The 25,457-nt window shown below is 61.2% G+C and carries 26 protein-coding genes, 3 tRNA genes and 1 pseudogene; 24 read left to right on the top strand and 6 right to left on the bottom strand.

Going from position 1 to position 25,457, the window contains the following annotated elements:
- The first annotated feature begins 85 nt into the window (after positions 1–85).
- The 7 genes and pseudogenes from AB8A27_RS08810 (at position 86) to AB8A27_RS08840 (ending at position 7,737) form a co-directional block, all read left to right on the top strand.
- Positions 86–170 (top strand) — tRNA-Leu (locus AB8A27_RS08810).
- Between the two features lie 161 nt (positions 171–331).
- A complete protein-coding gene (gene tig, locus AB8A27_RS08815) occupies positions 332–1,684 on the top strand; it encodes a trigger factor (RefSeq protein WP_092142207.1) in 1,353 nt (450 codons plus the stop codon).
- Between the two features lie 310 nt (positions 1,685–1,994).
- Positions 1,995–2,630, top strand: coding sequence for an ATP-dependent Clp protease proteolytic subunit (locus AB8A27_RS08820; protein WP_441241588.1), 636 nt, complete (start codon positions 1,995–1,997; stop codon positions 2,628–2,630).
- Between the two features lie 445 nt (positions 2,631–3,075).
- Positions 3,076–4,350, top strand: coding sequence for an ATP-dependent Clp protease ATP-binding subunit ClpX (gene clpX / locus AB8A27_RS08825; protein WP_092142213.1), 1,275 nt, complete (start codon positions 3,076–3,078; stop codon positions 4,348–4,350).
- 306 nt (positions 4,351–4,656) lie between these two features.
- The gene (gene lon, locus AB8A27_RS08830; protein ID WP_441241589.1) at positions 4,657–7,083 is read left to right on the top strand and encodes an endopeptidase La; all 2,427 of its coding nucleotides are present in this window, start codon (positions 4,657–4,659) and stop codon (positions 7,081–7,083) included.
- A gap of 98 nt (positions 7,084–7,181) precedes the next feature.
- Positions 7,182–7,596: pseudogene (locus AB8A27_RS08835) on the top strand (GFA family protein).
- A gap of 64 nt (positions 7,597–7,660) precedes the next feature.
- Positions 7,661–7,737 (top strand) — tRNA-Val (locus tag AB8A27_RS08840).
- Between the two features lie 33 nt (positions 7,738–7,770).
- Here the strand turns inward: AB8A27_RS08840 and AB8A27_RS08845 are convergent.
- The 5 genes from AB8A27_RS08845 to AB8A27_RS08865 form a co-directional block, all read right to left on the bottom strand.
- Positions 7,771–7,956 carry a hypothetical protein gene (locus tag AB8A27_RS08845; RefSeq protein WP_139212534.1) on the bottom strand — a complete coding sequence of 62 codons (186 nt, stop codon included), beginning with the start codon at positions 7,954–7,956 and terminating at the stop codon, positions 7,771–7,773.
- On the bottom strand, positions 7,956–8,570 hold the full coding sequence (locus tag AB8A27_RS08850; RefSeq protein ID WP_441241590.1) for an acyl-homoserine-lactone synthase: 615 nt from the start codon (positions 8,568–8,570) through the stop codon (positions 7,956–7,958). The genes AB8A27_RS08845 and AB8A27_RS08850 overlap by 1 nt, the downstream gene beginning before the upstream one ends.
- An 82-nt stretch (positions 8,571–8,652) precedes the next feature.
- A complete protein-coding gene (locus AB8A27_RS08855) occupies positions 8,653–9,387 on the bottom strand; it encodes a LuxR family transcriptional regulator (protein ID WP_441241591.1) in 735 nt (244 codons plus the stop codon).
- 210 nt (positions 9,388–9,597) lie between these two features.
- Positions 9,598–10,857 carry a peptidase T gene (gene pepT / locus AB8A27_RS08860; protein ID WP_441241592.1) on the bottom strand — a complete coding sequence of 420 codons (1,260 nt, stop codon included), beginning with the start codon at positions 10,855–10,857 and terminating at the stop codon, positions 9,598–9,600.
- 98 nt (positions 10,858–10,955) lie between these two features.
- Complete coding sequence (locus AB8A27_RS08865; protein ID WP_441241593.1) at positions 10,956–11,276, bottom strand: HU family DNA-binding protein; 321 nt, start codon at positions 11,274–11,276, stop codon at positions 10,956–10,958.
- Between the two features lie 254 nt (positions 11,277–11,530).
- Here AB8A27_RS08865 and AB8A27_RS08870 point away from each other — a divergent pair.
- A tRNA-Asp gene (locus tag AB8A27_RS08870) sits at positions 11,531–11,607 on the top strand.
- A gap of 109 nt (positions 11,608–11,716) precedes the next feature.
- Here the strand turns inward: AB8A27_RS08870 and AB8A27_RS08875 are convergent.
- Positions 11,717–11,977: a DUF3072 domain-containing protein gene (locus tag AB8A27_RS08875; RefSeq protein WP_286144208.1), complete on the bottom strand. Its 261-nt coding sequence runs from the start codon at positions 11,975–11,977 to the stop codon at positions 11,717–11,719.
- 74 nt (positions 11,978–12,051) lie between these two features.
- Between AB8A27_RS08875 and AB8A27_RS08880 the strand changes: the two genes are divergently transcribed.
- From AB8A27_RS08880 to nuoL, 16 genes are all read left to right on the top strand, one after another.
- Entirely contained in the window at positions 12,052–12,243 is a 192-nt protein-coding gene (locus AB8A27_RS08880) for a hypothetical protein (protein WP_441241594.1), read from the top strand.
- Complete coding sequence (locus tag AB8A27_RS08885; protein WP_441241595.1) at positions 12,231–12,440, top strand: hypothetical protein; 210 nt, start codon at positions 12,231–12,233, stop codon at positions 12,438–12,440. The genes AB8A27_RS08880 and AB8A27_RS08885 overlap by 13 nt, the downstream gene beginning before the upstream one ends.
- A gap of 231 nt (positions 12,441–12,671) precedes the next feature.
- Positions 12,672–13,037, top strand: a complete 366-nt coding sequence (locus tag AB8A27_RS08890) for an NADH-quinone oxidoreductase subunit A (RefSeq protein WP_441241596.1) — start codon at positions 12,672–12,674, stop codon at positions 13,035–13,037.
- Entirely contained in the window at positions 13,028–13,615 is a 588-nt protein-coding gene (locus tag AB8A27_RS08895) for a NuoB/complex I 20 kDa subunit family protein (protein ID WP_089264564.1), read from the top strand. The genes AB8A27_RS08890 and AB8A27_RS08895 overlap by 10 nt, the downstream gene beginning before the upstream one ends.
- Positions 13,616–13,656: 41 nt before the next feature.
- Positions 13,657–14,271 (top strand): NADH-quinone oxidoreductase subunit C, encoded by a 615-nt coding sequence (locus AB8A27_RS08900; protein ID WP_441241597.1) that lies wholly within the window; start codon positions 13,657–13,659, stop codon positions 14,269–14,271.
- On the top strand, positions 14,268–15,461 hold the full coding sequence (locus AB8A27_RS08905; protein WP_441241598.1) for an NADH-quinone oxidoreductase subunit D: 1,194 nt from the start codon (positions 14,268–14,270) through the stop codon (positions 15,459–15,461). Before AB8A27_RS08900 ends, AB8A27_RS08905 begins: the two co-directional genes overlap by 4 nt.
- Complete coding sequence (locus AB8A27_RS08910) at positions 15,458–16,426, top strand: FkbM family methyltransferase (RefSeq protein ID WP_441241599.1); 969 nt, start codon at positions 15,458–15,460, stop codon at positions 16,424–16,426. The genes AB8A27_RS08905 and AB8A27_RS08910 overlap by 4 nt, the downstream gene beginning before the upstream one ends.
- A gap of 10 nt (positions 16,427–16,436) precedes the next feature.
- Positions 16,437–17,240 carry an NADH-quinone oxidoreductase subunit NuoE gene (nuoE, locus tag AB8A27_RS08915; RefSeq protein ID WP_441241600.1) on the top strand — a complete coding sequence of 268 codons (804 nt, stop codon included), beginning with the start codon at positions 16,437–16,439 and terminating at the stop codon, positions 17,238–17,240.
- The gene (locus AB8A27_RS08920; protein WP_115028619.1) at positions 17,237–17,452 is read left to right on the top strand and encodes a hypothetical protein; all 216 of its coding nucleotides are present in this window, start codon (positions 17,237–17,239) and stop codon (positions 17,450–17,452) included. The genes nuoE and AB8A27_RS08920 overlap by 4 nt, the downstream gene beginning before the upstream one ends.
- A gap of 11 nt (positions 17,453–17,463) precedes the next feature.
- Positions 17,464–18,789 (top strand): NADH-quinone oxidoreductase subunit NuoF, encoded by a 1,326-nt coding sequence (gene nuoF / locus AB8A27_RS08925; protein WP_441241601.1) that lies wholly within the window; start codon positions 17,464–17,466, stop codon positions 18,787–18,789.
- A gap of 11 nt (positions 18,790–18,800) precedes the next feature.
- Complete coding sequence (nuoG, locus tag AB8A27_RS08930; RefSeq protein WP_441244861.1) at positions 18,801–20,870, top strand: NADH-quinone oxidoreductase subunit NuoG; 2,070 nt, start codon at positions 18,801–18,803, stop codon at positions 20,868–20,870.
- A 4-nt stretch (positions 20,871–20,874) separates the two neighbouring features.
- Complete coding sequence (gene nuoH, locus AB8A27_RS08935; protein ID WP_092142260.1) at positions 20,875–21,900, top strand: NADH-quinone oxidoreductase subunit NuoH; 1,026 nt, start codon at positions 20,875–20,877, stop codon at positions 21,898–21,900.
- Positions 21,901–21,907: 7 nt separating this feature from the next.
- Positions 21,908–22,396 (top strand): NADH-quinone oxidoreductase subunit NuoI, encoded by a 489-nt coding sequence (nuoI, locus tag AB8A27_RS08940; protein ID WP_092142263.1) that lies wholly within the window; start codon positions 21,908–21,910, stop codon positions 22,394–22,396.
- A gap of 9 nt (positions 22,397–22,405) precedes the next feature.
- Positions 22,406–23,044: an NADH-quinone oxidoreductase subunit J gene (locus AB8A27_RS08945; RefSeq protein WP_441241602.1), complete on the top strand. Its 639-nt coding sequence runs from the start codon at positions 22,406–22,408 to the stop codon at positions 23,042–23,044.
- A complete protein-coding gene (gene nuoK, locus AB8A27_RS08950) occupies positions 23,041–23,349 on the top strand; it encodes an NADH-quinone oxidoreductase subunit NuoK (protein ID WP_068730883.1) in 309 nt (102 codons plus the stop codon). Before AB8A27_RS08945 ends, nuoK begins: the two co-directional genes overlap by 4 nt.
- A 7-nt stretch (positions 23,350–23,356) precedes the next feature.
- Positions 23,357–25,450, top strand: coding sequence for an NADH-quinone oxidoreductase subunit L (gene nuoL, locus AB8A27_RS08955; protein ID WP_441241603.1), 2,094 nt, complete (start codon positions 23,357–23,359; stop codon positions 25,448–25,450).
- Positions 25,451–25,457 lie beyond the last annotated feature (7 nt).

The following is a 25,457-nucleotide window of genomic DNA, read 5'->3' on the forward strand; positions in this document are numbered from 1 at the left end:
ATGTGACCATTTTTTTGCTGCGAACCACGGTCCCCATGTTATAAGCCCGCCGCTCGCGACATCGCGGCCGGACATGATGTTTTTCGCGGGCGTGGCGGAATTGGTAGACGCGCTGGATTTAGGTTCCAGTGACGAAAGTTGTGGGGGTTCGAGTCCCTCCGCCCGCACCAAGCGCACATAGCGTTTGACCATGACGATTTTCGGACGTGTTTCCGCAAGGCTGGCCTTGCAGAGACGGTTCGCACCACCGGCGCAGGCTCTGGCCTGATGCCGCACAGATTTTACAATGTCCGGCCATTGGGCCGGACCAAGCGGGAAGAAGATTGACGCCATGCAGGTGAATGAAACCCTCTCCGAGGGATTGAAGCGCGAATTTTCGGTCAACGTGCCGGCTGCCGACATCGAAGCCAAGGTCGATGCGCGCCTCGATGACATGAAGGGCAAGGTCAAGCTCAACGGTTTTCGTCCGGGTAAGGTTCCCGTCGGTCACCTGAAGCGCCTCTATGGTCGCTCTGTCGCCGCCGAGACCGTCGATGAATTGATCCGCGACACCAACACGCAGATCTTCACCGAGCGCGGCTTCAAGCTCGCCTCCGAGCCGAAGATCACGATGCCGACCGAGCAGAAGGAAGTCGAAGACATCCTGTCGGGCAAGTCGGACCTGAACTATACGGTCGCGATCGAAGTCGTGCCGCCGATCACGCTCGCCGACTTCAAGAGCTTCACCGTCGAGAAGCCGGTGGCCGAAGTCACCGATGCGGACGTGGATGAGGCGATCAAGCGCGTTGCCGATCAGAACCGTTCGTTCACCGAGAAGGCTGGCAAGGCCGAGTCGGGCGACCGTGTCGTCGTCAACTTCAAGGGCACCATCGATGGCGTCGCCTTCGAAGGCGGCACCGGCGAGGACATCCCGGTGGCTATCGGCTCCAACACCTTCATCCCGGGCTTCGAGGACCAGCTGATCGGCATCGCCGCCGGCGAGACCCGCACCCTCAAGGTGTCGTTCCCGACCAACTATGCGAGCGAGACGCTGGCCGGCAAGGCCGCCGAATTCGAGACCACCGCGACCAAGGTTGAATCGCCGGTCGACACCGTGATCGACGACGAGTTCGCCAAGACCCTCGGCCTTGAGTCCCTCGACAAGCTGAAGGAAGCCGCGCGCGAGCGTCTGGTTGCCGAATTCGCCGGTGCAACCCGCCAGCGCGTCAAGCGCGTGCTGCTCGACCGTCTCGACGAGACCCACAAGTTCGATGCGCCTCCGTCGCTGGTCGACGAGGAGTTCAAGCTGATGTGGAATTCGATCCAGCAGGAGATGGCCTCATCCGGCAAGACCTTCGCCGACGAGGACACGACCGAAGAAGCTGCTCAGGAAGAATACCGCAAGATCGCCGACCGCCGCGTGCGTCTCGGTCTCGTGCTCTCGGAGATCGGCGAGAAGAACAAGATCACCGTCAGCGATGACGAGGTCAGCCGCGCCGTGATCGAGCGCGCCCGCTCGATGCCGGGCCGCGAGAAGGAAGTCTGGGATTTTTACCGCAGCAATCCCCAGGCGTTGGCCCAGCTTCGTGCACCGATCTACGAGGACAAGGTCGTCGACTTCATCCTCGAACTGGCCAATGTGACCGAGAAGAAGGTGTCCAAGGACGACCTCTACAAGGACGAGGACGAGAAGACTGCGGCCTGAGCCGCAACTTCTTAGAAGGCGTTAAAATGAACGCCGGCTGGGTCCTCCAGCCGGCGTTCTGATGTTAAGGATACCGCTCGAAACAGGTTCCAAAACGGCTCCAGTGCTTTGCGGCGGCCGTCCGAATCGGCTTGAACTGAGGTTAGAGGCGGCATCCGGACCGGTGGTCTTGTTGCCGCTCGATTGGTCCATATCTGTGGGCTCTGTTTGTTGTTCCTGCATCACGGGACGCTCGTCCTTCCCCGGCAAACCGTAACCGGTTCCAGTCTTGCCGATGGACGTGTGTCTCCTCCAACCTTTCGGGTGATCAATGCGCGATCCGGTAGAAACCTACATGAACCTCGTCCCGATGGTGGTCGAACAGACCAACCGCGGTGAACGGGCTTACGATATCTTTTCGCGCCTTCTGAAGGAGCGCATCATCTTCGTGACCGGTCCGGTCGAGGATGGCATGTCGACGCTGACCGTCGCCCAGCTTCTGTTTCTCGAAGCCGAGAATCCGAAGAAGGAAATCTCGATGTACATCAACTCGCCCGGTGGCGTGGTGACGTCGGGCCTCGCGATCTACGACACGATGCAGTTCATTCGTCCGCCGGTGTCGACGCTGTGCGTCGGTCAGGCTGCGTCGATGGGCTCGCTGCTGCTGACAGCAGGTGAGAAGGACATGCGCTTTGCGCTGCCGAACGCCCGCATCATGGTTCATCAGCCATCGGGCGGCTTCCAGGGCCAGGCCACCGACATCCTGATCCATGCCAAGGAAGTCGAGAGCCTCAAGCGTCGCCTCAACGAGATCTATGTGAAGCACACGGGACGTCCTTACGAGGACATCCACAACGCACTCGAGCGCGATAACTTCATGACGGCGGATCAGGCGAAGGATTTCGGATTGATCGACAAGGTCATCGACAAGCGCGCTGAAGAAGCGACCCCGGCGAAGCCGGCCTAAACGACGCCGTTTCGGCGAACATATCGAGACCGAGACAGACGGCGCCCGCGCGCCGCCTGTCCCAAACAAGCCATATCGATCGAGTTATTCCCGAATTGGTACTATGTGCCGACGCCAGCAGACGCGAGAGTTCCGCTTTCGTGCTGGTCGGGTGGTGTCATTCACGCAACGTTCCCCAATTTTCGGGGTTCTCCCGCGCAAATGCCGCAAATCACGCTATTGTCACGCTCCAGGCGATGGAGCCGATTAGCGAATTCTTGATCATCGGCTGTCAGCATGGTTCGCTGATGCGGATCGGTTACTATCGCGGGGATTCGAGTGAGCCGTGATTCGAACGGCATTCTGGAACGAGGTCTTTTTTGGTACGGATTTTGCTCTATCTACGGGATATGTCCCGTAACTGGGCGACCGGCAGACAAAGATCGAACGGCGGACGGAGATAGGAATGAGTAAGGTCGGTACCAGCGACTCCAAGAACACGCTGTATTGTTCGTTCTGCGGCAAGAGCCAGCACGAAGTTCGCAAACTGATCGCGGGTCCTACCGTATTCATCTGCGACGAATGCGTCGAACTGTGCATGGACATCATCCGCGAAGAGAACAAGTCTTCGCTGGTCAAGTCGCGCGACGGCATTCCGACGCCGAAGGAAATCTGCAAGGTGCTCGATGACTACGTCATCGGTCAGTTCCATGCGAAGAAGGTTCTCTCGGTCGCGGTGCATAACCACTACAAGCGCCTCAACCACCAGACCAAGCACAACGACGTCGAACTCGCGAAGTCGAACATCCTGCTGATCGGCCCGACCGGTTCGGGCAAGACGCTGCTCGCGCAGACGCTTGCGCGCATTCTGGATGTGCCGTTCACGATGGCCGATGCGACGACGCTGACCGAAGCCGGTTACGTCGGTGAGGACGTCGAGAACATCATCCTCAAGCTGCTGCAGGCCGCTGACTACAATGTCGAGCGTGCGCAGCGCGGCATCGTCTATATCGACGAAATCGACAAGATCTCGCGCAAGTCGGACAATCCGTCGATCACCCGCGACGTGTCGGGTGAGGGCGTGCAGCAGGCTCTGCTGAAGATCATGGAAGGCACCGTTGCCTCCGTGCCTCCGCAGGGCGGCCGCAAGCATCCGCAGCAGGAATTCCTGCAGGTGGATACGACGAACATCCTGTTCATCTGCGGCGGTGCGTTCTCGGGCCTCGAGAAAATCATCTCGTCGCGCGGGCGGACCACCTCGATCGGCTTCGCCGCGCAGGTTCTGGCGCCGGAAGATCGCCGCACCGGTGAAATTTTCCGTCACGTCGAGCCGGAAGATCTTCTGAAGTACGGCCTGATCCCCGAATTCGTCGGCCGTCTGCCAGTGGTCGCGACGCTCGAGGATCTCGACGAGACCTCGTTGAAGAAGATCCTGGTCGAGCCGAAGAACGCGCTGGTCAAGCAGTACCAGCGCCTGTTCGAGATGGAGAACATCGAGCTGACCTTCGCCGACGAAGCGCTGGGCGCGGTGGCCCGCAAGGCCATCGAGCGCAAGACCGGTGCACGTGGTCTGCGGTCGATCCTGGAGAGCATCCTGCTCGAAACCATGTTCGATCTGCCTGGCCTGGAAGGTGTCGAGGAAGTCGTCATCTCCAAGGAGGTTGTGGATGGAACGGCTCGCCCGCTCTACATCTACGCCGACCGTTCGGACCGGACCGCGGAGAGCAGCGCAAGCGCCTGATAGGGCGGCTTTCGGGCCCATCGACTTAAGTTCAATAGGCGGCTGCCGGTGATCGGCAGCCGCCTATTTTATTGCTGCTACGCTCTGTAAACCGCCCTTGTTCATGGGTATTTCCGCGACTTGACACCCCCCCGGGCCATAGCCACCTAATGCTCTCGGCGAACACAAAATCTCCCTCAAGATTCGCCATAACGATCCGGACACGTAGAGCCTGAGACGGCCGAGCAAAGACGGAAAATCGGCACCTTGTGCGGTTGCGCCATCGGGCGGACTGCTTGCAAGGGGGCACAGCAAAAGGAATGGGCCATGACTGCCTCCAAACCCCGGCCAACCATTGTTCACGGCGAAAGCCACTCCTATCCGGTGTTGCCGCTGCGCGACATCGTCGTCTTCCCGCACATGATCGTGCCTCTCTTCGTCGGCCGCGAGAAATCGATCCGCGCGCTCGAAGAGGTGATGAAGAACGATGCGCTCATCATGCTCGCCACGCAGAAGAATGCGTCGGATGATGATCCAGCCCCGGACTCCATTTACGAGATCGGTACGCTCGCCAGCGTGCTGCAGCTGCTGAAGCTTCCCGACGGTACCGTGAAGGTGCTGGTGGAAGGCCTCGAGCGCGCGAAGGTCGAGAAGTATTCCGATCGCACCGAATATTACGAAGCGACCGCAGTCGCGCTGGCCGATACCGATGCGAAGAGCGTCGAGGCGGAAGCGTTGTCGCGTTCGGTGGTTTCGGACTTCGAGAGCTATGTGAAGCTCAACAAGAAGATCTCCGCCGAAGTCGTCGGCGTCGTGCAGGCGATCACTGACTTCGCCAAGCTCGGCGATACCGTCGCGTCGCATCTCGCCGTCAAGATCGCGGATCGCCAGGGCATCCTGGAAACGCTGTCCGTCACCGCGCGCCTGGAGAAGGTGCTTGGCCTGATGGAGAGCGAGATCTCGGTGCTGCAGGTCGAGAAGCGTATCCGCTCGCGCGTCAAGCGCCAGATGGAGAAGACGCAGCGCGAGTACTATCTCAACGAGCAGATGAAGGCGATCCAGAAGGAGCTCGGCGACGACGAAGGTCGTGACGAGCTGGCCGACATCGAAGAGAAGATCGCCAAGACCAAGCTGTCGAAGGAAGCTCGCGAGAAGGCGCAGCATGAGCTGAAGAAGCTGCGCCAGATGTCGCCGATGTCCGCGGAAGCGACCGTCGTGCGCAACTATCTCGACTGGCTGCTGTCGATTCCGTGGGGCAAGAAGTCCAAGGTCAAGAAGGACCTCGCCGCGGCGCAGGCCGTGCTGGACGACGATCACTACGGGCTCGAGAAGGTCAAGGACCGCATCGTCGAGTACCTCGCGGTGCAGACGCGCGCCAACAAGCTGAGCGGACCGATCCTGTGCCTCGTCGGACCTCCCGGCGTCGGCAAGACCTCGCTCGGCAAGTCGATCGCCAAGGCGACCGGACGTGAGTTCGTGCGCGTGTCGCTCGGCGGCGTGCGTGACGAAGCGGAGATCCGCGGACATCGCCGGACCTATATCGGTTCGATGCCCGGCAAGATCATCCAGTCGATGCGCAAGGCCAAGACGACGAATCCGCTCTTCCTGCTGGACGAGATCGACAAGATGGGCGCCGACTTCCGCGGCGATCCGTCGTCGGCTCTGCTTGAGGTCCTCGACCCCGAGCAGAACGGCACCTTTGCCGATCACTATCTGGAGGTCGACTACGATCTGTCGAACGTGATGTTCATCACCACGGCGAACACCCTGAACATTCCGGGCCCGCTGATGGATCGTATGGAGATCATCCGGATCGCCGGCTACACGGAGAACGAGAAGGTCGAGATCGCCCGCAAGCATCTCATCCCGATCGCGCTCTCCAAGCACGGTCTGGACGCCAAGGAATGGTCGATGGACGACGATTCCTTGCTCTTGATGATCCGCCGCTACACCCGCGAAGCGGGTGTGCGTAATCTGGAGCGTGAGCTCTCCACACTGGCCCGCAAGGCCGTGAAGGAGCTGATGCTCTCGAAGAAGAAGGTGGTGAAGGTCACCGAGAAGAATCTCGAAGAGTTCCTGGGCGTGCCCAAGTATCGCTTCGGGGAAATCGAGAGCGACGATCAGGTCGGTGTCGTCACCGGTCTGGCATGGACGGATGTCGGTGGTGAGCTGCTCACCATTGAAGGCGTCATGATGCCCGGCAAGGGCCGCATGACCGTCACCGGCAACCTGCGCGACGTGATGAAGGAATCGATCTCGGCGGCGGCGTCCTACGTCCGTTCGCGCGCGATCACCTTCGGGATCGAACCGCCGCTGTTCGAGCGGCGCGACATCCACGTCCACGTGCCCGAGGGCGCAACGCCGAAGGACGGTCCGTCCGCAGGCGTGGCGATGGCGACGACGATCGTGTCGGTGCTCACCGGCATTCCGATCCGGCACGATGTCGCCATGACCGGCGAGATCACGCTGCGCGGCCGGGTGCTGCCGATCGGCGGTCTGAAGGAGAAGTTACTGGCGGCGGCTCGCGGCGGCATCAAGACGGTGCTGATCCCCGAGGACAATGCCAAGGACCTCACCGAGATCTCCGACGCCATCAAGGGCGGGCTGAACATCATCCCGGTCGCCCGGATGGACGAGGTGATTGCCAATGCCCTGGTAAGGGCGCCGAAGGCGATCGTCTGGGAAGAGGACACCAAGCTGCCGGTGAAGGCCGACGGCGCGGAAGAGGCCGCAGGCGGCCTGACGGCCCACTAAGGCCGGACTTCTCGACAACAATCCGCGGCGCCCTTCGGGGCGCCGCTTTTTTTGTGGCATCATCCGGCACAGATGAGGCCATGAGGGAGGAGTGCGACATGCAGATCGACGGCCAATGCCACTGCGGCTTCATCAGCTATCGCGCGACAATCGATCCGCAGCGGGTGTCGATCTGCCATTGTACGGATTGCCAGACCATGACCGGCTCGCCCTATCGTGTCACGGTGCTGACCCCGGTCGATACGATCGAGATGACGGGCGGTGCACCGAAGGTCTACGTCAAGCGCGGCGACAACGGTCTCAACAGGTTGCAGCACTTTTGCGGAGATTGCGGTTCGCCGATGTTCGCCAGCGGCGACGGCCGAGGACAACGAGTGGGGGATTCGCTGGGGCAGCATCCGCCAGCGCGCCGAGCTTCCGCCACGACGTCAAATCTGGTGCCGGTCAGCCGCACCCTGGATTCATGATCTTGCGGAACTGCCGGCGCGGCCGAAGGGATCGAACGATCCGTAGGACGAGATGATCGACGCAGAACGCCTTGCCGCGGCGAAGTCCCGGCGTTAAAGAGAGGCCGTGAGGGCGGCTAGCTCAGCTGGTTAGAGCATCTCGTTTACACCGAGAGGGTCGGGAGTTCGAATCTCTCGCCGCCTACCACCTCCCTAAACCCATGTCCTTCGAGTGCTTCGCCTAGCGTGCTGCCAGCACCTTGGCGAGTTGAACGCCTTCGTTCAACAGCGCCATACGCAGCAGATCATAGGTCGTCTCGGACCCGCATGCGTTTGCCAACCGCAGGGCTTGCAGCATCGTAGCGATCAGCTCGTCGCTGTCCTTGCCGCCCTGAATGACCTGGAACTGATTGTGGGACATTGGCATCAGGCGATCCACCGGGATGTTTGAGGCAGCGCAAAAACACTCTCTTCAATAGCGACGCTCTTGCTGACGCGGGCGAAGCACTTTTCGCTCACATGAAACAGCACGGCGATGGTGGCCTCGCCGTCGATCATGGCTGGCAATCCCAGCGGCTCGATCTCCAGTCCGAAGCCCTGAAGAATAGGGATGCGCAAGGGATTGATGACCGAGGTGAAGCCGGACAGGCCCTCCATCAGGCCATATTCCTGGATCGCCAGCAGCAGTTCGAAATAGTGCCGGCTGCGGCGTTCGGATTTGCGCATGGCAAAGCGCGTCAGCTCCAGTACATCGCGGCGCTGGATCAGCGCGCCATCGACAAGCTGCGCAAAATGCTCGCTGAGCATGTGAGGCAATACGGTTGGATAGAGCCGGAAGCCGCCTGCGACAGCGCCTGCGTCATCGGCCGCGACCAGATAGACGGCAGCATCATCGTCATACTGGTCTTTCTCGTGGATGCCATCGACATCAAAGGCGGTCCAGCCGCGCTCTCCGACGAAGACCTCGTGCCGGAGCCGAAACTGCTTGTCCAGGAGATCGCCGAACTGCCCAGCATTACCGCTGTGAATGACCTCGATCATAAAAAGCTCTCCACGCTCGTCTGCGTGGAGGGTGCTCATGATGAGTTTGGTCGCGATATTCCGTGGGCAGGGGATTGACAATTCAGAAAGCGATCAGTCCTTGTGTGATCGCTTCGGCAACGGCCTGCGCGCGCGTATGCGCATTCAACTTGTGCATGGCGGCGGTAACAGTCTTGTTCACCGTATCCTCGGAGATACCGAGAATGACGCTCGTGTCCCAGGCGGTCTTTCCGGCAGCAACCCAGCTGACGACTTCACGCTCCCTCAAGGTGAGGGCGATCGACTTCGCACGCTGGTGAGAGCGAAGCGTCGCAAAGCGGTTGAACGCATACATGGTGACGAGCTCGATGGCGCCGCGCGCGTCCTCGGTATTTTCGACTTCAAAGCCTGCCAGTGACAGCCCGGCCTGATATCCGTTCATGCCGTGCACGGGGGCGCAGAGGCCGAACTTCAATCCGTAATCGACGGATGCGATCTCCATGATGGTCCGTGATATCGGGCTGACCTCATCGAGCCGGATGTCGGACCATGTGAACAGTTCGGGTTGCCGGCGGATCCGCGGCGCAACGGGATCTGAGGCATAGAAATTGGACGCGCTATATTGTTCGGCCCATGGCTTGGGCCACACTTTCAGCAACACGCGATCTTCGAACGATTGGTTGACGCCGGTCGAGGCCAGAAAACAGATGTGGTTGTAGCCAAATGATTTGACCGTGGCGGCCACGATATCGCCAACCGCAGACATGGATGCGGCATTGGCGATGCCCTCGATGGCCGACAATGCGGTCTGAAAATGCTTGCCTTTGAATGACCCCATGGCGCGCCTGCATATCAGCTGAAATGGAGCTATGTTTTTGAGAATTAATTCTTGTTATAATTTATAATTATGTACGGGGGTGAGCATATCGTGGCCGTCATGGCGCGCAATTCGCCATTCGATTGACAGCACAACTATACACCGTTCCGTCACTACCGGAATGATGGTCCTCGCTGCTTGTGCAGCGAGGCGACCGGTTCTTCGTTACCGCTACGCCCGTTCTTCCCAGATCATCGCCAGATGCACGATGGTCTGCACGGCCTTTTCCATGTCCTGGACGCTGACCCATTCGGTACGGCCATGGAAGGCGTGTTCGCCGGCGAAGATATTGGGGCAGGGCAGGCCCATGAAGGACAGCCGCGATCCGTCGGTGCCGCCGCGGATGCTGCTGCGGACGGGTTTGAGGCCGGCGCGCTGGATCGCTTCCACGGCGTATTCGACCATCTGCGGATAGCGGTCGATCACCTGCTTCATGTTGCGGTATTGCTGCTTGATCTCGAGCGTCGCCGTCGAATGCGGATAGGCCGTCATCACGTCGTCGACGATGGATTGCAACAGCGCTTCCTTCTCCGCGAGGCCGTCATCCGTGAAGTCGCGCACGATCAGACTGAGCGTCGCTTTTTCAAGCGCGCCTGAAATGCCGATCGGATGCAGGAAGCCCTGCTTGCCGTCGGTGCTCTCGGGCGAACAGGTGTCTTTCGGCAGTCGCTCGACGATTGCGGCGGCGATCTTGATGGCATGCTCCATCTTGCCCTTGGCAAAGCCGGGATGTGCGCTGACGCCTTCAATGGTGATGACGGCACCGTCGGCCGAGAAAGTCTCGTCCTCGATATAGCCGGCGGTCTCGCCATCCATGGTGTAGGCGAAGTCCGCACCCAGCTTTGTCAGGTCGACCTTGTCGACGCCGCGGCCGATCTCCTCATCGGGCGTGAACAGGATTTTGATGGTGCCGTGCCTGATCTGCGGATTGGCAACCAGGAAACGTGCCGCGTCCATGATCTCGGCAAGGCCGGCCTTGTTGTCGGCACCCAGCAAAGTGGTGCCGTCGGTGGTGATGATGTCATGGCCGATCTGGTCCTTCAGCGCCGGATTGTCGGCGACGCGGATGACCTGCGTTGTGTCCATCGGCAGCACGATATCGTCGCCCCGATAGTTCCTGACGATCTGCGGTCTGACGTCCTTGCCGCTGCAGTCGGGCGAGGTGTCCATATGTGAGCAGAAGCAGATCACCGGCACTTTCTTGTCCGATGTCGCGGGGATCGTCGCATAGACATAGCCATGCTCGTCGAGATGCGCGTCTCTGAGCCCCAGATCGCGTAGCTCCTGCGCGAGCACGCGGCCGAGATCCTTCTGCTTTTCGGTCGATGGGCAGGTCGGGGAGGCGGGGTCGGACTGGGTGTCGATCACCACATAGCGCAGGAAGCGCGCAGTCACGTCATGGGCGAAATCGAAGGGGAGAGTTGCTGTCAAAGGGCACCATCTGATTGCAGAAGTCCTGGCAGCTTAGAAGTTTCATTCCGGGCCGTCACGAGGACGCGGCCCGGAATGAGATCAGTTCAAGCGGTCGATCAGACGGCTTCCTTGAGTTCCTTGGCTGGCCGGAACGCAACCTTCTTGCTGGCCGCGATCTCGATCTGCTCGCCGGTTGCTGGGTTGCGACCCATGCGGGCGGCGCGCTTGCGGACCTGAAGGATGCCAAGGCCGACGATGCGGATACGCTCGCCATTCTTGAGGTGGTTGGTGATGCGCTCCACCATGTCACCGAGGATTTCTTCGGCCTTCTTCTTCGACAGCTCGTGATCCTCAGCCAGGGCGGCAGCGAGATGTTTCAGCGTGATGGTGGCCGGAGCGGCCGCTTTCGCGGCGGTGGTGGTTGCAGCTTTTGCCATAAATCTGGCCCTTCTCGTTGGTGTCCGTCTTAAACCTGTGACGCAGCAGGGCTTAAACGATTCGGAGCGCAGCCGCCCGCGTGTTTTGCCTGCAAACAGGGGCTTATTTGCATTTCCGGCCTTAAAATGGCCTTGTCGCAAAGCCTGCAGCGACGGCTTCTCGCGATGTCCCCGGGAATGGTTCTGCAACGTCCTTGACTTCAAAAGGACGTCCCTTTATGTCCAGCCCCACTGCGGGATTGCAGACGATCCACGCGGGAGTAGCTCAGTTGGTTAGAGCGCTGCCCTGTCACGGCAGAGGTCGCGGGTTCGAGTCCCGTCTCTCGCGCCATTCCATCGGGAATGGCGAGATTCAGGTCCATCCGCGCTCATCCACACAAGTTTCCCCAAGAGAACTATAGAGTTGCAGACGTTTCGCGCGGCATTTGACGTGCCAGCGCTCAGAACGAATCTGCGAGCGCGATTTCCTGCTTCAGCGCCTCGATTCGCCGCGCGGCTTCAGCGCGCGTCAGATCCTTTTCGAATTGTTTGGGCTGATAGGCCTCGATCGCCAGCGATTTCAGCGTCAGCGCCTGGCCGCGGGTCATCGGGCCGGAGAGGCGATCCGGCAGGCTCTCATAAGACGATACCGATGCCGCAATCGCCGGGACGACGATCTCACTGCGGGCGTTCAAAGCAAGGGCCTTCGAAGCAAGGGTCATGGGAACCTCCAAAAATTCGATCCGGGTCGAAACAATGGCTTGTCAATTTGTTCTCTTTTTGTTCTATATCGCAAATGACCAAACTCGCCAACCTGAATTTCAGAATCGCCCGGCTGCGCTACCAGATGAGCGGGGTGCAATCGGATATCCGGCTGCTGACCAGTGCCGGGCTGGATTGTGCCAATGCCTCCATGCGCCTGCGGCGGATGCAGGCCGATCTGCTGGTGCTCATCGCGGAGCGTGAGGTGGTGGCATGTCCGGCGTGAGCGAGCCGCCGCGGCTCAGGATCATCACATTGCGGGCGCAGATCGCGGAGCTCGGCGCGGCGATCCGCCTGTTGCGACAGGCCGGCATGGACAACGCCGCCGCGGAGTTGCTGCTGGTGCGGAAACGCGCCGAGTTGGAGGGCTTGATGCTGCCGGGACGGAGCGACAGGTCTGCCCCACCGACGGACGAGGTTTGACGGTCCCAGCGGTTGGGAAATCATGCGGGATTTTTGAGAATCTGCGGAAGATTTGTCGCAGCCGGCGATGCATCGGCAAGGTTGCGTTTCAATCGTCGCGCCGCGCATGGCAGAGCATGAAACTGTCAACATCCCTTGTCTTGCATGGCTTGTTGCGCTGCGCTAAGCCTCAGAACCATTCCAATGTTCGAATCTGTGGCAAAGTCAGGGCCGCAGGGGTAAGGCTCGCCGATGAACGGCATCTTGCATAATTATCTCCCACTTGTGGTCTTCATCGGCATCGCCTCCGTCATCGGTCTGGCCCTGCTGATCGCGCCATTTCTCGTCGCCTACCAGCAGCCGGATCCGGAAAAGCTGTCCGCCTATGAATGCGGATTCAACGCTTTTGACGACGCGCGCATGAAGTTCGATGTGCGGTTCTATCTGGTGGCGATTCTCTTCATCATCTTCGATCTGGAAGTGGCGTTTCTGTTTCCGTGGGCAGTGGCCTTCGGCAAGCTTGGCGCAGCCGGCTTCTGGTCGATGATCGTGTTTCTCGGCGTGCTCACCATCGGTTTCGCCTACGAATGGAAGAAAGGCGCGCTCGAATGGGATTGAGCCCAGTCATAGCCTCGGCTCCCGCGATCGCGCAGGCGCCGAAAGGCATCATCGATCCGTCCACCGGCAAGCCGGTCGGCGCGAACGATCCGTATTTTCTCGAGGTCAATGCCGAACTGTCCGACAAGGGCTTCTTCGTCGCCGCGACCGACGACCTCATCACCTGGGCGCGCACCGGCTCGCTGATGTGGATGACCTTCGGTCTCGCCTGCTGCGCGGTCGAGATGATGCAGGTGTCGATGCCGCGTTACGACGTCGAGCGCTTCGGCTTCGCGCCGCGCGCGTCGCCGCGTCAGTCCGACGTGATGATCGTCGCCGGCACGCTGACCAACAAGATGGCTCCGGCGCTGCGCAAGGTCTACGACCAGATGCCGGAGCCGCGTTACGTCATCTCGATGGGCTCCTGCGCCAATGGCGGCGGCTACTACCACTATTCCTATTCGGTGGTTCGTGGCTGCGACCGTATCGTGCCGATCGACATTTATGTCCCGGGCTGCCCGCCCACCGCAGAAGCGCTGCTCTACGGCGTGCTGCTGCTGCAGAAGAAGATCCGCCGCACCGGCACGATCGAACGATAAGACTACGAACGCTAAGACTCGCGAACGCTTAAGGCTTTGTCATGGACGATGTGAGGCTCGACACACTGGGTCAGACGATTGTCGGCGCCCTGCCGGGTGCCGCACTCGCGCATGAGGTGGCGTTCGGCCAGCTGACGATCACGGTGGAAACATCGAAGATCGTCGAGGTCGCTCAGTTCCTGCGTGACGATCCGCGCTGCCGCTTCGTCAATTTCACCGATGCGACGGCTGTGGATTATCCGGGCCGTGAGAAGCGCTTCGATGTCGTCTATCACCTGATGTCGCCGACGCTGAACACCCGCATTCGTCTCAAGGCTCTGGCCTCCGAGACGACCCAGGTGCCGTCGATCATCTCGGTGTTTCCTGGCGCCGACTGGTTCGAGCGCGAAGCCTATGACCTCTATGGCGTGATCTTCGTCGGCCATCCCGATATGCGCCGTCTGCTGACCGATTACGGTTTCGACGGCCATCCGCTGCGCAAGGACTTCCCGCTCACCGGCTTCGTCGAGGTTCGTTACGACGACCAGGAGAAGCGGGTGGTCTACGAGCCGGTCCGGCTCAATCAGGAATTCCGCAAATTCGATTTCCTCTCGCCCTGGGAAGGCGCGGATTATCCCGTGCTGCCCGGTGACGAGAAGGCAGAGGTCAAGCCATGACCGAACAACCCAACGTTCGCAATTTCACGATCAACTTCGGTCCGCAGCATCCGGCGGCGCACGGCGTGCTCCGTCTGGTGCTGGAGCTCGACGGCGAAGTCGTCGAGCGCGTGGATCCGCATATCGGCCTGCTTCACCGCGGCACCGAGAAGCTGATCGAGCAGAAGACCTATCTGCAGGCGATTCCGTATTTCGACCGGCTCGATTACGTCGCGCCGATGAACCAGGAACACGCATTCTGTCTGGCTGCCGAAAAGCTGCTCGGCATCACCGTGCCGCGCCGCGGCCAGCTGATCCGCGTGCTGTATTCCGAAATCGGCCGTATCCTCTCGCATCTTCTCAACGTCACCACCCAGGCGATGGACGTCGGCGCGCTGACCCCGCCGCTGTGGGGCTTCGAAGAACGCGAAAAGCTGATGGTATTCTATGAGCGGGCCTCGGGCTCGCGCATGCATGCCGCGTTCTTCCGCATCGGCGGCGTGCATCAGGATCTCCCGCCGGCGCTGATCAACGACATCGATGCCTGGTGCGATGCCTTCCCGCAGGTGCTGGACGATCTCGAGACGCTGCTCACCGGCAACCGCATCTTCAAGCAGCGCAACGTCGATATCGGCGTGGTCTCGCTGGAAGACGCGTGGAAGTGGGGCTTCTCCGGCGTGATGGTGCGTGGCTCGGGCGCTGCCTGGGATCTGCGCAAGTCGCAGCCTTACGAATGCTACGCCGAAATGGATTTCGATGTTCCGATCGGCAAGAACGGCGACTGTTACGATCGCTACTGTATCCGCGTCGAGGAGATGCGGCAGTCGACCAAGATCATGAAGCAGTGCATCGCCAAGATGCGGGCACCAGACGGGCAGGGTGCTGTCGCTGTCGAGGACAACAAGGTGTTTCCGCCGCGTCGCAGCGAGATGAAACGCTCGATGGAATCGCTGATCCATCACTTCAAGCTCTACACCGAAGGCTTCCGCGTGCCGGAAGGCGAGGTCTACGCTGCCGTCGAAGCGCCGAAGGGCGAGTTCGGCGTCTATCTCGTCTCCGACGGCACCAACAAGCCCTACAAGTGCAAGATCCGCGCGCCGGGCTTTGCGCATCTGCAGGCCATGGATTTCATGTGCCGCGGCCATCTGCTCGCCGACGTCTCAGCCATTCTCGGTTCGCTCGACATCGTGTTCGGAGAGGTCGATCGGTGACGCTGGCGCCTCCCATCCAGTTTGACCGGGCGTCCGGCGTTCTCCAGAGCGTGAATCTCTGGGAACGTGCGATGGCCTGTGCGCTGGTGGCTGGCTCGAAGATCTCGTCGTCCTTCTCGCATCGCGGCTACAACATGTGCGCCAATCTGATGCGCAGGACGGTGCTGCCGGCACGCGATCTCGTGGTGAAGCTGAATGCGGATGCGCTGTTCGCATTTCCATTCGGCGACGGCTACTGGAGCAAGCTGCTCAACCGCACGTTTTCCTATGAAGACGAGCTTGAGGTGTTGTTCCGGAACTCGGTCGATGTGGACTACACGCTGCTCGATTGCGGCGCCAATTACGGCTACTGGTCCGTGTTGGTGTCGAGCGCGCCGTTCGGTTCGCATAAGGCGATCGCCATCGAGCCGTCGTTCGACAATTTCGCCAAGCTTGCCAATAACGCCAGGATCAATGGTGACCGGTTCGAGGTCATCAAATGCGCGATCGGCGCGCAGCGTGGCACGGCGCATCTGTCGGGCACCAAACATGAGGCTTTCAGCATTGCCGGCGATCCGAATGCCGGCGGCGAGGAAGTGCCGGTGATCTCGCTCGACAATCTGCTCGACGACGGCAAGCTGTCGATGTCCGGCAAATATCTGATCAAGCTCGACGTCGAAGGCGTCGAGATCGAGGCCATCAAGGGCGGCGCACGCTTGCTGCAGGGCGACTCGGTCATCATGTGCGAAGAGCACGGCAATGACCCGCATCACACCGTCTCGCGCTTTATCCTGGATCAAACGCCGCTCAAGCTGATCGTGCATGATCCCGCCACCAACCGTTTCGAAACCGTGACCGAGCTGTCGATCCTCGATCGCATCAAGGTGTCCACACATGTTGGCTACAACGTGTTTGGCACATCGAGTGCGTTCTGGCTCGACCGCATCAACAGCCTGAATGCGAGCGCGGCGCGCCGCACTCATTGAGAGACTAGACATGTCCGTCCGCCGTTTGGCTCCGAAAGAAGTTCAGCCCGCTTCGTTTGAATTCACGCCCGAGAATCTGGCGTGGGCGAAGGAGCAGATCACGCATTATCCGCCGGGCCGTCAGGCGTCGGCGGTGATCGCGATCCTGTGGCGCGCACAGGAGCAGCAGGCCGGCTGGGTCTCGGAAGCCGCGATCCGCGTCGTCGCCGACATGCTGGAAATGCCCTATATCCGCGTGCTCGAAGTCGCGACCTTCTACACCCAGTTCCAGCTGCAGCCGGTCGGCAAGAAGGCACATATCCAGGTCTGCGGCACCACGCCCTGCATGTTGCGCGGCGCCGGTGACCTGATCGAGGTCTGTCAGCATCGCATCCATCACGACCCGTTCCATCTGTCCGCAGATGGCGACTTCTCGTGGGAAGAGGTCGAGTGCCTCGGCGCCTGCGTCAACGCCCCGATGGCGATGATCTGGAGCGACACCTACGAAGACATGACCAAAGAGAGCATGAACAAGCTGATCGACGGCTTTGCTGCCGGCACGCCGCCGAAGCCGGGCTCGCAGATCGGCCGTCAGTTTGCTGCGCCCGAGGGCGGTGCACGCGTGATGAAGAGCGGCGGTGCCGCCACTTACACCAAGGTTCTGGATGCGAAGGAACCTGCACTCGCAGATGCCGAGCCGAAGAAGCAGACCGAGGCCGCCAATGTGCAGGAGCGCCCGGCGCCGAAGCCGCCGGCTGCCGATGCGACCAAGACCAATCCGCCGAAAGGTGGAACTCCCAAGGATCCGACGGATTCCAAGGAGCCGAAGAAATGACGCGCGCGCTGTCGATGAAATTTGCAACGCTGTCGGGGGACGCGGCAATGAACAAGTGGCTCTACATCGCATTGCATACGATGGTCGCAGCTGCGTTCATTTTCTCGCTGCAGCGCTTCTTTTTGAACGCCACGCTTGAATCAAGTCTGTTGTGGGCGGTTGTGTTCGGCGGTTGCGCCGCGATGCTCGCCTACAAGCAATCCAATCGCTGATCGAGGAAGCCATGCTCGACGACAACGACCGCATCTTCCGCAATCTCTACGGCCTCCACGACTGGGGTCTCGCCGGCGCACGCCGCCGCGGCGGCTGGGATGGCACCAAGGCCATCATCGACAAGGGCCGCGACTGGATCGTCAACGAGATGAAGGCGTCCGGCCTACGTGGCCGCGGCGGTGCGGGTTTCCCGACCGGCATGAAGTGGTCCTTCATGCCGAAGGACAATGCCGATGGCCGCCCGAGCTATCTCGTCGTCAATGCCGACGAGTCCGAGCCCGGCACCTGCAAGGACCGCGAGATCATGCGGCACGACCCGCATACGCTGGTCGAAGGCTGCCTGATCGCCGGCTGCGCCATGGGCGCCCATGTCGGTTACATCTATGTTCGCGGTGAATTCATCCGCGAGCGCGAGCATCTGCAGGCGGCGATTGATCAGGCCTATGAGGCCAATCTGATCGGCAAGAACAACATTCATGGCTGGCCGTTCGATCTCTATGTCGCGCACGGCGCCGGCGCCTATATCTGTGGCGAAGAGACGGCACTGCTCGAAAGCCTTGAAGGCAAGAAGGGCCAGCCGCGCCTGAAGCCGCCATTCCCGGCGAATGTCGGTCTCTATGGCTGCCCGACCACGGTGAATAACGTCGAGTCGATCGCGGTCGCGCCGGATATCCTGCGTCGCGGCGCGGCGTGGTTCGCCTCGATCGGCCGTCCGAACAACGTCGGCACCAAGCTTTACGGCATCTCCGGCCACGTCAACACGCCCTGCGTCGTCGAAGACGCGATGAGCATTCCGTTCAAGGAGCTCATCGAGAAGCATGGCGGTGGTATTCGCGGCGGCTGGGACAATCTGCTTGCGATCATCCCCGGTGGCGCATCGTGCCCCTTGATCCCGGCTGCGGATTGCGAAGAACTCATCATGGACTTCGACGGCACCCGCGCGGTGAAGTCGTCGTTCGGTACCGCCGGCGTCATCGTCATGGACAAGTCCACCGACGTGGTCGCGGCGATTGCCCGCATCAGCTACTTCTTCAAGCATGAGAGCTGCGGCCAGTGCACGCCGTGCCGTGAAGGCACCGGCTGGATGTGGCGCGTGCTGAGCCGCATGGTCGAAGGCCGCGCCCACAAGCGCGAGATCGACATGCTGCTCGAAGTCACCAAGCAGGTTGAAGGCCACACCATCTGCGCACTCGGCGATGCCGCCGCGTGGCCGGTGCAGGGCCTGATCCGCGCCTTCCGCCCGGAGATCGAACGCCGCATCGAAGAGTTCAGCCGCAAGGCCACGCTCGACGATCAGGGCATCCTCGATCCCGCGCATCTGGTCGCGGCGGAGTAGGGCTCATGGCTATGACGAAACTGATCATCGACGGCAAAGAGATCGAGGTCCCCGCGGAATACACGCTGCTACAGGCGTGTGAAGCCGCCGGTGCTGAAATCCCGCGCTTCTGCTACCACGAGCGCCTGTCGATTGCCGGCAACTGCCGCATGTGTCTGGTCGAAGTGAAGGGCGGGCCGAAGCCGGTCGCGAGCTGCGCCTGGGGCGTGCGCGATTGCCGTCCGGGCCCGAAGGGGGAGCCGCCGGAAATCTCGACGCGTTCGCCGATGGTCAGGAAGGCACGCGAAGGCGTGATGGAATTCCTGCTGATCAACCACCCGCTGGATTGCCCGATCTGCGATCAGGGCGGCGAGTGCGATCTGCAGGACCAGGCGATGGGTTACGGCGTCGACACGTCGCGCTTTGCCGAAAACAAGCGCGCGGTCGAGGACAAGTATCTCGGCGCTCTCGTCAAGACCTCGATGAACCGCTGCATCCAGTGCACGCGCTGTGTCCGTTTCGCTGCAGAAATCTGCGGCGTGCCGGAAATGGGCGCGACCGGTCGCGGCGAGGACATGGAAATCACCTCGTTCCTCGAGACCGCGCTGACCTCGGAACTGCAGGGCAATCTCGTCGATATCTGCCCGGTCGGTGCGCTGACCTCGAAGCCTTACGCTTTCGCCGCGCGTCCGTGGGAGCTCGGCAAGACCCAGTCCATCGACGTCATGGACGCGGTTGGTTCGGCGATCCGCGTCGATACCCGTGGCCGCGAAGTGATGCGCATCCTGCCGCGCGTCAACGAGGCGGTGAACGAGGAGTGGATCTCCGACAAGACGCGCCACATCGTCGACGGCCTGCGCACCCAGCGTCTCGATCGTCCCTATATCCGCGACAACGGCAAGCTGCGCGCGGCGACCTGGGCTGAAGCATTCAGCGCCATCGCTGCGAAGGTGGCCGGCACCAAAAAGGTCGGCGCGGTCGCAGGCGATCTCGCCGCCGTCGAGGAAATGTTCGCGCTGAAGCAACTGCTCGCCAGCATGGGCTCGGCCAATCTGGCGACCCAGAGCGCGGGCGCGTTCGATGCGGCCGCCGGCCGTGCATCCTACATTTTCAACCCGACCATCGCCGGCATCGAGCAGGCCGATGCGCTGCTGATCGTGGGCTCCAACCCGCGCAAGGAAGCCGCCGTTCTCAACGCGCGCATCCGCAAGGCGTGGCGCACCGGTGGGCTGAAAGTCGGCGTGATCGGCGAGAAGGCCGATCTGACCTATCGCTACGACTATCTCGGCGCCGGCACGGACTCGCTGGCCGAACTCGCCGCCGGCAAGAACGCCTTTGCCGATGTGCTGAAGAACGCCAAGCATCCGATCGTGCTGGTTGGCGCCGGTGTGGCGGCACGTGCCGATGGCGCTGCGGTGCTGGCAGCGGCTGCCAAGCTCGCCTCGGACTTCGGTGTCATCAAGGACGGCTGGAACGGTTTTGCGGTGCTGCAGACGGCGGCTTCGACCGTCGGCGCGCTCGATATCGGCTTCGCGCCGACATCGGGCAGCCTGAACCTCGCGCAGATGACGTCGGCCGGTTCGCTCGACGTGCTGTTCTCGCTCGGCGCCGACGACGTGAAAGTCGCCGACGGCACTTTCGTGGTCTATATCGGCACCCATGGTGACCGCGGTGCGCATCGCGCCGACGTGATCCTGCCGGGTGCGGCCTATACCGAGAAATCCGGCATCTTCGTCAATACCGAAGGCCGCGTGCAGATGGCGGAGCGCGCCGGCTTCCCGCCGGGCGATGCGCGCGAGGACTGGGCGGTGATCCGCGCATTGTCCGACGTGCTCGGCCACAAGCTGCCTTACGACTCGCTCGCCGCGCTGCGGCAGGCGATCTTCAAGACCACGCCGCACCTGATGCGCATTGATCAGATCGAGGCCGGCGATGCCGGCGCGATCAAGACCCTTGCGGGCAAGGGTGGTACTGTCGACAAGACACCATTCAAGGCCTCCGTTGAGGACTTCTACCTGACCAACCCGATCGCGCGTGCGTCAGCCATCATGGCGGAATGCTCCCGCCTGGCCTCCGGCCAGATGCTGACGGCGGCGGAGTAAAACGATGGCTGAATTCTGGACTAGCACCCTGTGGCCGCTGATCATCATGGTCGCGCAGAGCCTCCTTGTGCTCGTGGTGCTCTTGATTGCGATTGCCTACATCCTGCTGGCTGACCGCAAGATCTGGGCGGCGGTACAGATCCGCCGTGGCCCCAACGTGGTCGGGCCGTTTGGCCTGCTGCAATCCTTCGCGGACTTGCTGAAATTCGTGCTGAAGGAGCCGGTGGTTCCCTCCAGCTCCAACAAGGGCGTGTTCCTGCTGGCGCCGCTGGTGTCCTGCGTGCTCGCGCTGGCGGCATGGGCGGTGATCCCGATGGATCTCGGCTGGGTCATCTCCGACATCAATGTCGGCGTGCTCTATATCTTCGCGATCTCGTCGCTGTCGGTCTACGGCATCATCATGGCCGGCTGGTCGTCGAACTCGAAATATCCGTTCCTGTCGGCGCTGCGCGCGGCCGCGCAGATGGTGTCCTACGAGGTCTCGATCGGCTTCGTCATCATCACGGTCCTGCTCTGCGTCGGTTCGCTGAACCTGACGGCCATCGTCGCCGCGCAGGATTCGAAGTGGGGCATCCTCGGCTGGTACTGGATACCGCTGTTCCCGATGTTCGTGATCTTCTACGTCTCGGCGTTGGCTGAAACCAACCGTCCGCCCTTCGACCTCGTCGAAGCGGAATCGGAACTGGTCGCGGGCTTCATGACGGAATACGGCTCGACCCCGTATCTGCTGTTCATGCTCGGCGAATATGTTGCCATCGTCACCATGTGCGCGCTGGCCACGATCCTCTTTTTGGGCGGCTGGCTGTCGCCGATCCCGTTCGCGCCATTCACCTGGGTGCCAGGCATCATTTGGTTCGCCATCAAGGTGATGTTCATGTTCTTCCTGATTGCGATGGCGAAGGCGATCGTGCCGCGCTACCGCTACGACCAGCTGATGCGTCTGGGCTGGAAGGTGTTTCTGCCGCTGTCGCTCGCTTACGTGGTCATCGTCGCGGGCGTGCTGCAATTCGGGGGCCTTGCTCCGAAATGAGGTCACTATGAATATCAGGGCAACAGCTCATTCGCTTCTGCTGGCGGAGTTCGCTTCGGCGTTCGTCCTCGCCATGCGGTATTTCTTCAAGCCGAAGCCGACGCTGAACTATCCGTTCGAGAAGGGGCCGATCTCGCCGCGTTTCCGTGGCGAGCACGCATTGCGCCGCTATCCGAACGGTGAAGAGCGCTGCATCGCCTGCAAGCTCTGCGAAGCGGTGTGTCCGGCACAGGCGATCACCATCGAAGCCGGCCCACGCCGCAACGATGGTACGCGCCGTACCGTGCGCTACGATATCGACATGGTGAAATGCATCTATTGCGGACTGTGCCAGGAGGCCTGTCCGGTGGATGCGATCGTCGAGGGACCGAACTTCGAGTTCGCCACCGAGACGCGTGAGGAACTCTATTATGACAAGGCGAAATTGCTCGCCAACGGCGACCGCTGGGAGCGCGAGATTGCGAAGTCAATCGAACTCGACGCGCCTTACCGGTAAGGTGACCAGATGATCCTTCCCGCACTGTTCTTCTATCTGTTCGCCAGCGTCTGCGTGGCTTCCGCGGTCATGGTGATTGCCTCGCGCAATCCCGTGCATTCCGTGCTGTTCCTGATCCTGGCCTTCGTCAACGCCTCGGGCCTGTTCGTGCTGATGGGCGCCGAATTCCTGGCGATGCTGCTGATCGTCGTCTATGTCGGCGCCGTCGCGGTGCTGTTCCTGTTCGTCATCATGATGCTCGACGTCGACTTCACGCAGCTGCGCGAAGGCTTCATTCAGTATCTTCCGTTCGGTCTCCTGATTGGTGCGATCTTCCTCGCCGAATTGCTGCTGGTCGCAGGCGGCTGGGTGATGAACCCGAACGTCACCAAGTCGATCACGGCGGCCATTCCGACCAATGTGAGCAATACCGAGGCGCTCGGCCTCGTGCTCTATACGAAGTACATCCATTACTTCCAGCTGGCCGGCATGGTGCTGCTGGTGGCGATGATCGGCGCGATCGTGCTGACGCTGCGTCACAAGGTCAAGGTTCGGCGCCAGGACATCAATGTTCAGAACGCGCGCAATCCGGAACTGGCGATGGAAGTGCGCAAGGTCGCGACCGGGCAGGGCCTGCAGGACGCCGACGCGGGGAGCTGGGTCAAATGACGATCGGTCTCGGACACTATCTGGCGGTCGCAGCGATCCTGTTCACGCTGGGCATCCTCGGCATCTTCCTGAACCGCAAGAACATCATCGTCATCCTGATGTCGATCGAGCTGATCCTGCTCGCCGTCAACATCAACATGGTGGCGTTCTCGACCTTCCTCGGCGATATCGTCGGGCAGGTGTTCGCGCTGCTGGTGCTGACCGTGGCCGCTGCGGAAGCAGCGATCGGTCTCGCCGTGCTGGTGGTCTATTTCCGCAACCGCGGCTCGATCGCGGTTGAAGACGTCAATCTGATGAAGGGCTGAGCCAGTTATGATCCAGGCTCTTGTATTCCTGCCGCTGATCGGCGCGCTGATCGCAGGCTTCATCGCTATTCTGGGTGCGCATGGGCGTAACCCGAGCGGCGACGAGATGGACCATGTGCATGACGATCACGGTCACGGCCATGCCGACGCCCATGCGGCGCATGCCCATGCTGCGCACGGGCATGACGATCATGGCCACGACGATCACGATGACCATCACCACGTTGCCGAACCGGCCGCGGTCGGTTCGCGTGCGGCCGAGCTGATCACCGCCGGTCTGCTGGTGGTGTCGGCGGTGCTGTCCTGGATGACCTTCGTCGATGTCGCCTTCATGCATCACGATGCCCGCATCGTGCTGCTGAACTGGATCAATTCGGGTGACCTGCAGCTGTCCTGGACGCTGCGCGTCGACACGCTGACCGCTGTGATGCTCGTCGTCGTCACCACGGTGTCGTCGCTCGTGCACATCTATTCGCTCGGCTATATGGAAGACGATCCGAACCGGCCGCGCTTCATGGCGTATCTCTCGCTGTTCACCTTCATGATGCTCATGCTGGTGACCGCGGATAACCTGCTGCAGCTGTTCTTCGGCTGGGAAGGCGTGGGTCTCGCCAGCTACCTGCTGATCGGTTTCTGGTTCAAGAAGCCCTCGGCCAATGCGGCAGCGATCAAGGCCTTCGTGGTCAACCGCGTCGGCGACTTCGGCTTCCTGCTCGGCATCTTCGCGGTGTTCATGCTGGTCGGCTCGACCGATCTCGACACCATCTTCGCCAGCGCACCCGGCCTGACCGGCAAGACCATCAACTTCTTCGGCTGGCAGGCCGATGCGTTGACGCTGACCTGTCTGCTGCTGTTCGTCGGCGCGATGGGCAAGTCGGCCCAGTTCCTGCTGCACACCTGGTTGCCGGACGCGATGGAAGGCCCGACGCCTGTGTCGGCGCTGATCCACGCGGCGACCATGGTTACCGCGGGCGTGTTCATGGTGGCGCGCATGTCGCCGCTATTCGAGCTCGCACCGAACGCGCAGGCCGTCGTGATGCTGGTTGGCGCGACCACGGCGTTCTTCGCGGCCACGATCGGCCTGGTGCAGAACGACATCAAGCGCATCGTCGCTTACTCGACCTGTTCGCAGCTCGGCTACATGTTCGTGGCGCTGGGGACGGGGGCCTACTCGGTCGCCATGTTCCACCTGTTCACGCACGCCTTCTTCAAGGCGCTGCTGTTCCTGGGCTCGGGCTCGGTCATCTACGCGATGCATCACGAGCAGGACATCCGGAAGATGGGTGGCCTGTGGAACAAGATCCCGTTCACTTACGCGATGATGACCATCGGTACGCTGGCGCTGACCGGCTTCCCGTTCACGGCCGGCTACTTCTCGAAGGACGCGATCATCGAAGCGGCTTACGCCTCGCACACCCAGTTCGCCTTCTATGGCTTCCTGATGACCGTGATCGCGGCGCTGCTGACCTCGTTCTATTCCTGGCGTCTGGTGTTCAAGACGTTCCATGGCCAGCCGCACGACAAGAAGCACTACGATGCAGCACATGAAGCGCCGATGTGGATGCTGGTCCCGCTGGCTGTGCTGGGCATCGGATCGTTCGCTGCCGGCTTCCCGTTCAAGGAGCTGTTTGCTGGTCATCACGTCGGCGAGTTCTTCCGGGAATCGCTGAAGATGAACCCGCACATCATCGAAGAGATGCACCACATCCCGGGCTGGGTGCCCTATGTGCCGACCGTGATGATGGTGCTGGGCTTCCTGATCTCGTACCTGTTCTACGTCCGCAAGCCGTATCTGCCTGTCGAGCTCGCGAACCAGCATCCGCTGCTCTACAAGTTCCTGCTCAACAAGTGGTACTTCGACGAGCTCTACGAGATCATCTTCGTCCGTCCGGCCAAGTGGATCGGCTACGTCCTGTGGAAGAAGGGCGACGGCATGATCATCGACGGTCTCGGTCCTGACGGTGTTTCGGCCCGCGTCGTCGATATCACGCGCGGCGTGGTCAAGCTGCAGACCGGTTACCTCTATCACTATGCCTTCGCGATGCTGATCGGCGTCGCCGGGTTGATCACCTGGTTTATCTTCGGCCTGGGGGGCCAGTAACAATGGC

This window comes from Tardiphaga sp. 768_D3_N2_1 (assembly GCF_052076105.1).
GTDB lineage: Bacteria > Pseudomonadota > Alphaproteobacteria > Rhizobiales > Xanthobacteraceae > Tardiphaga.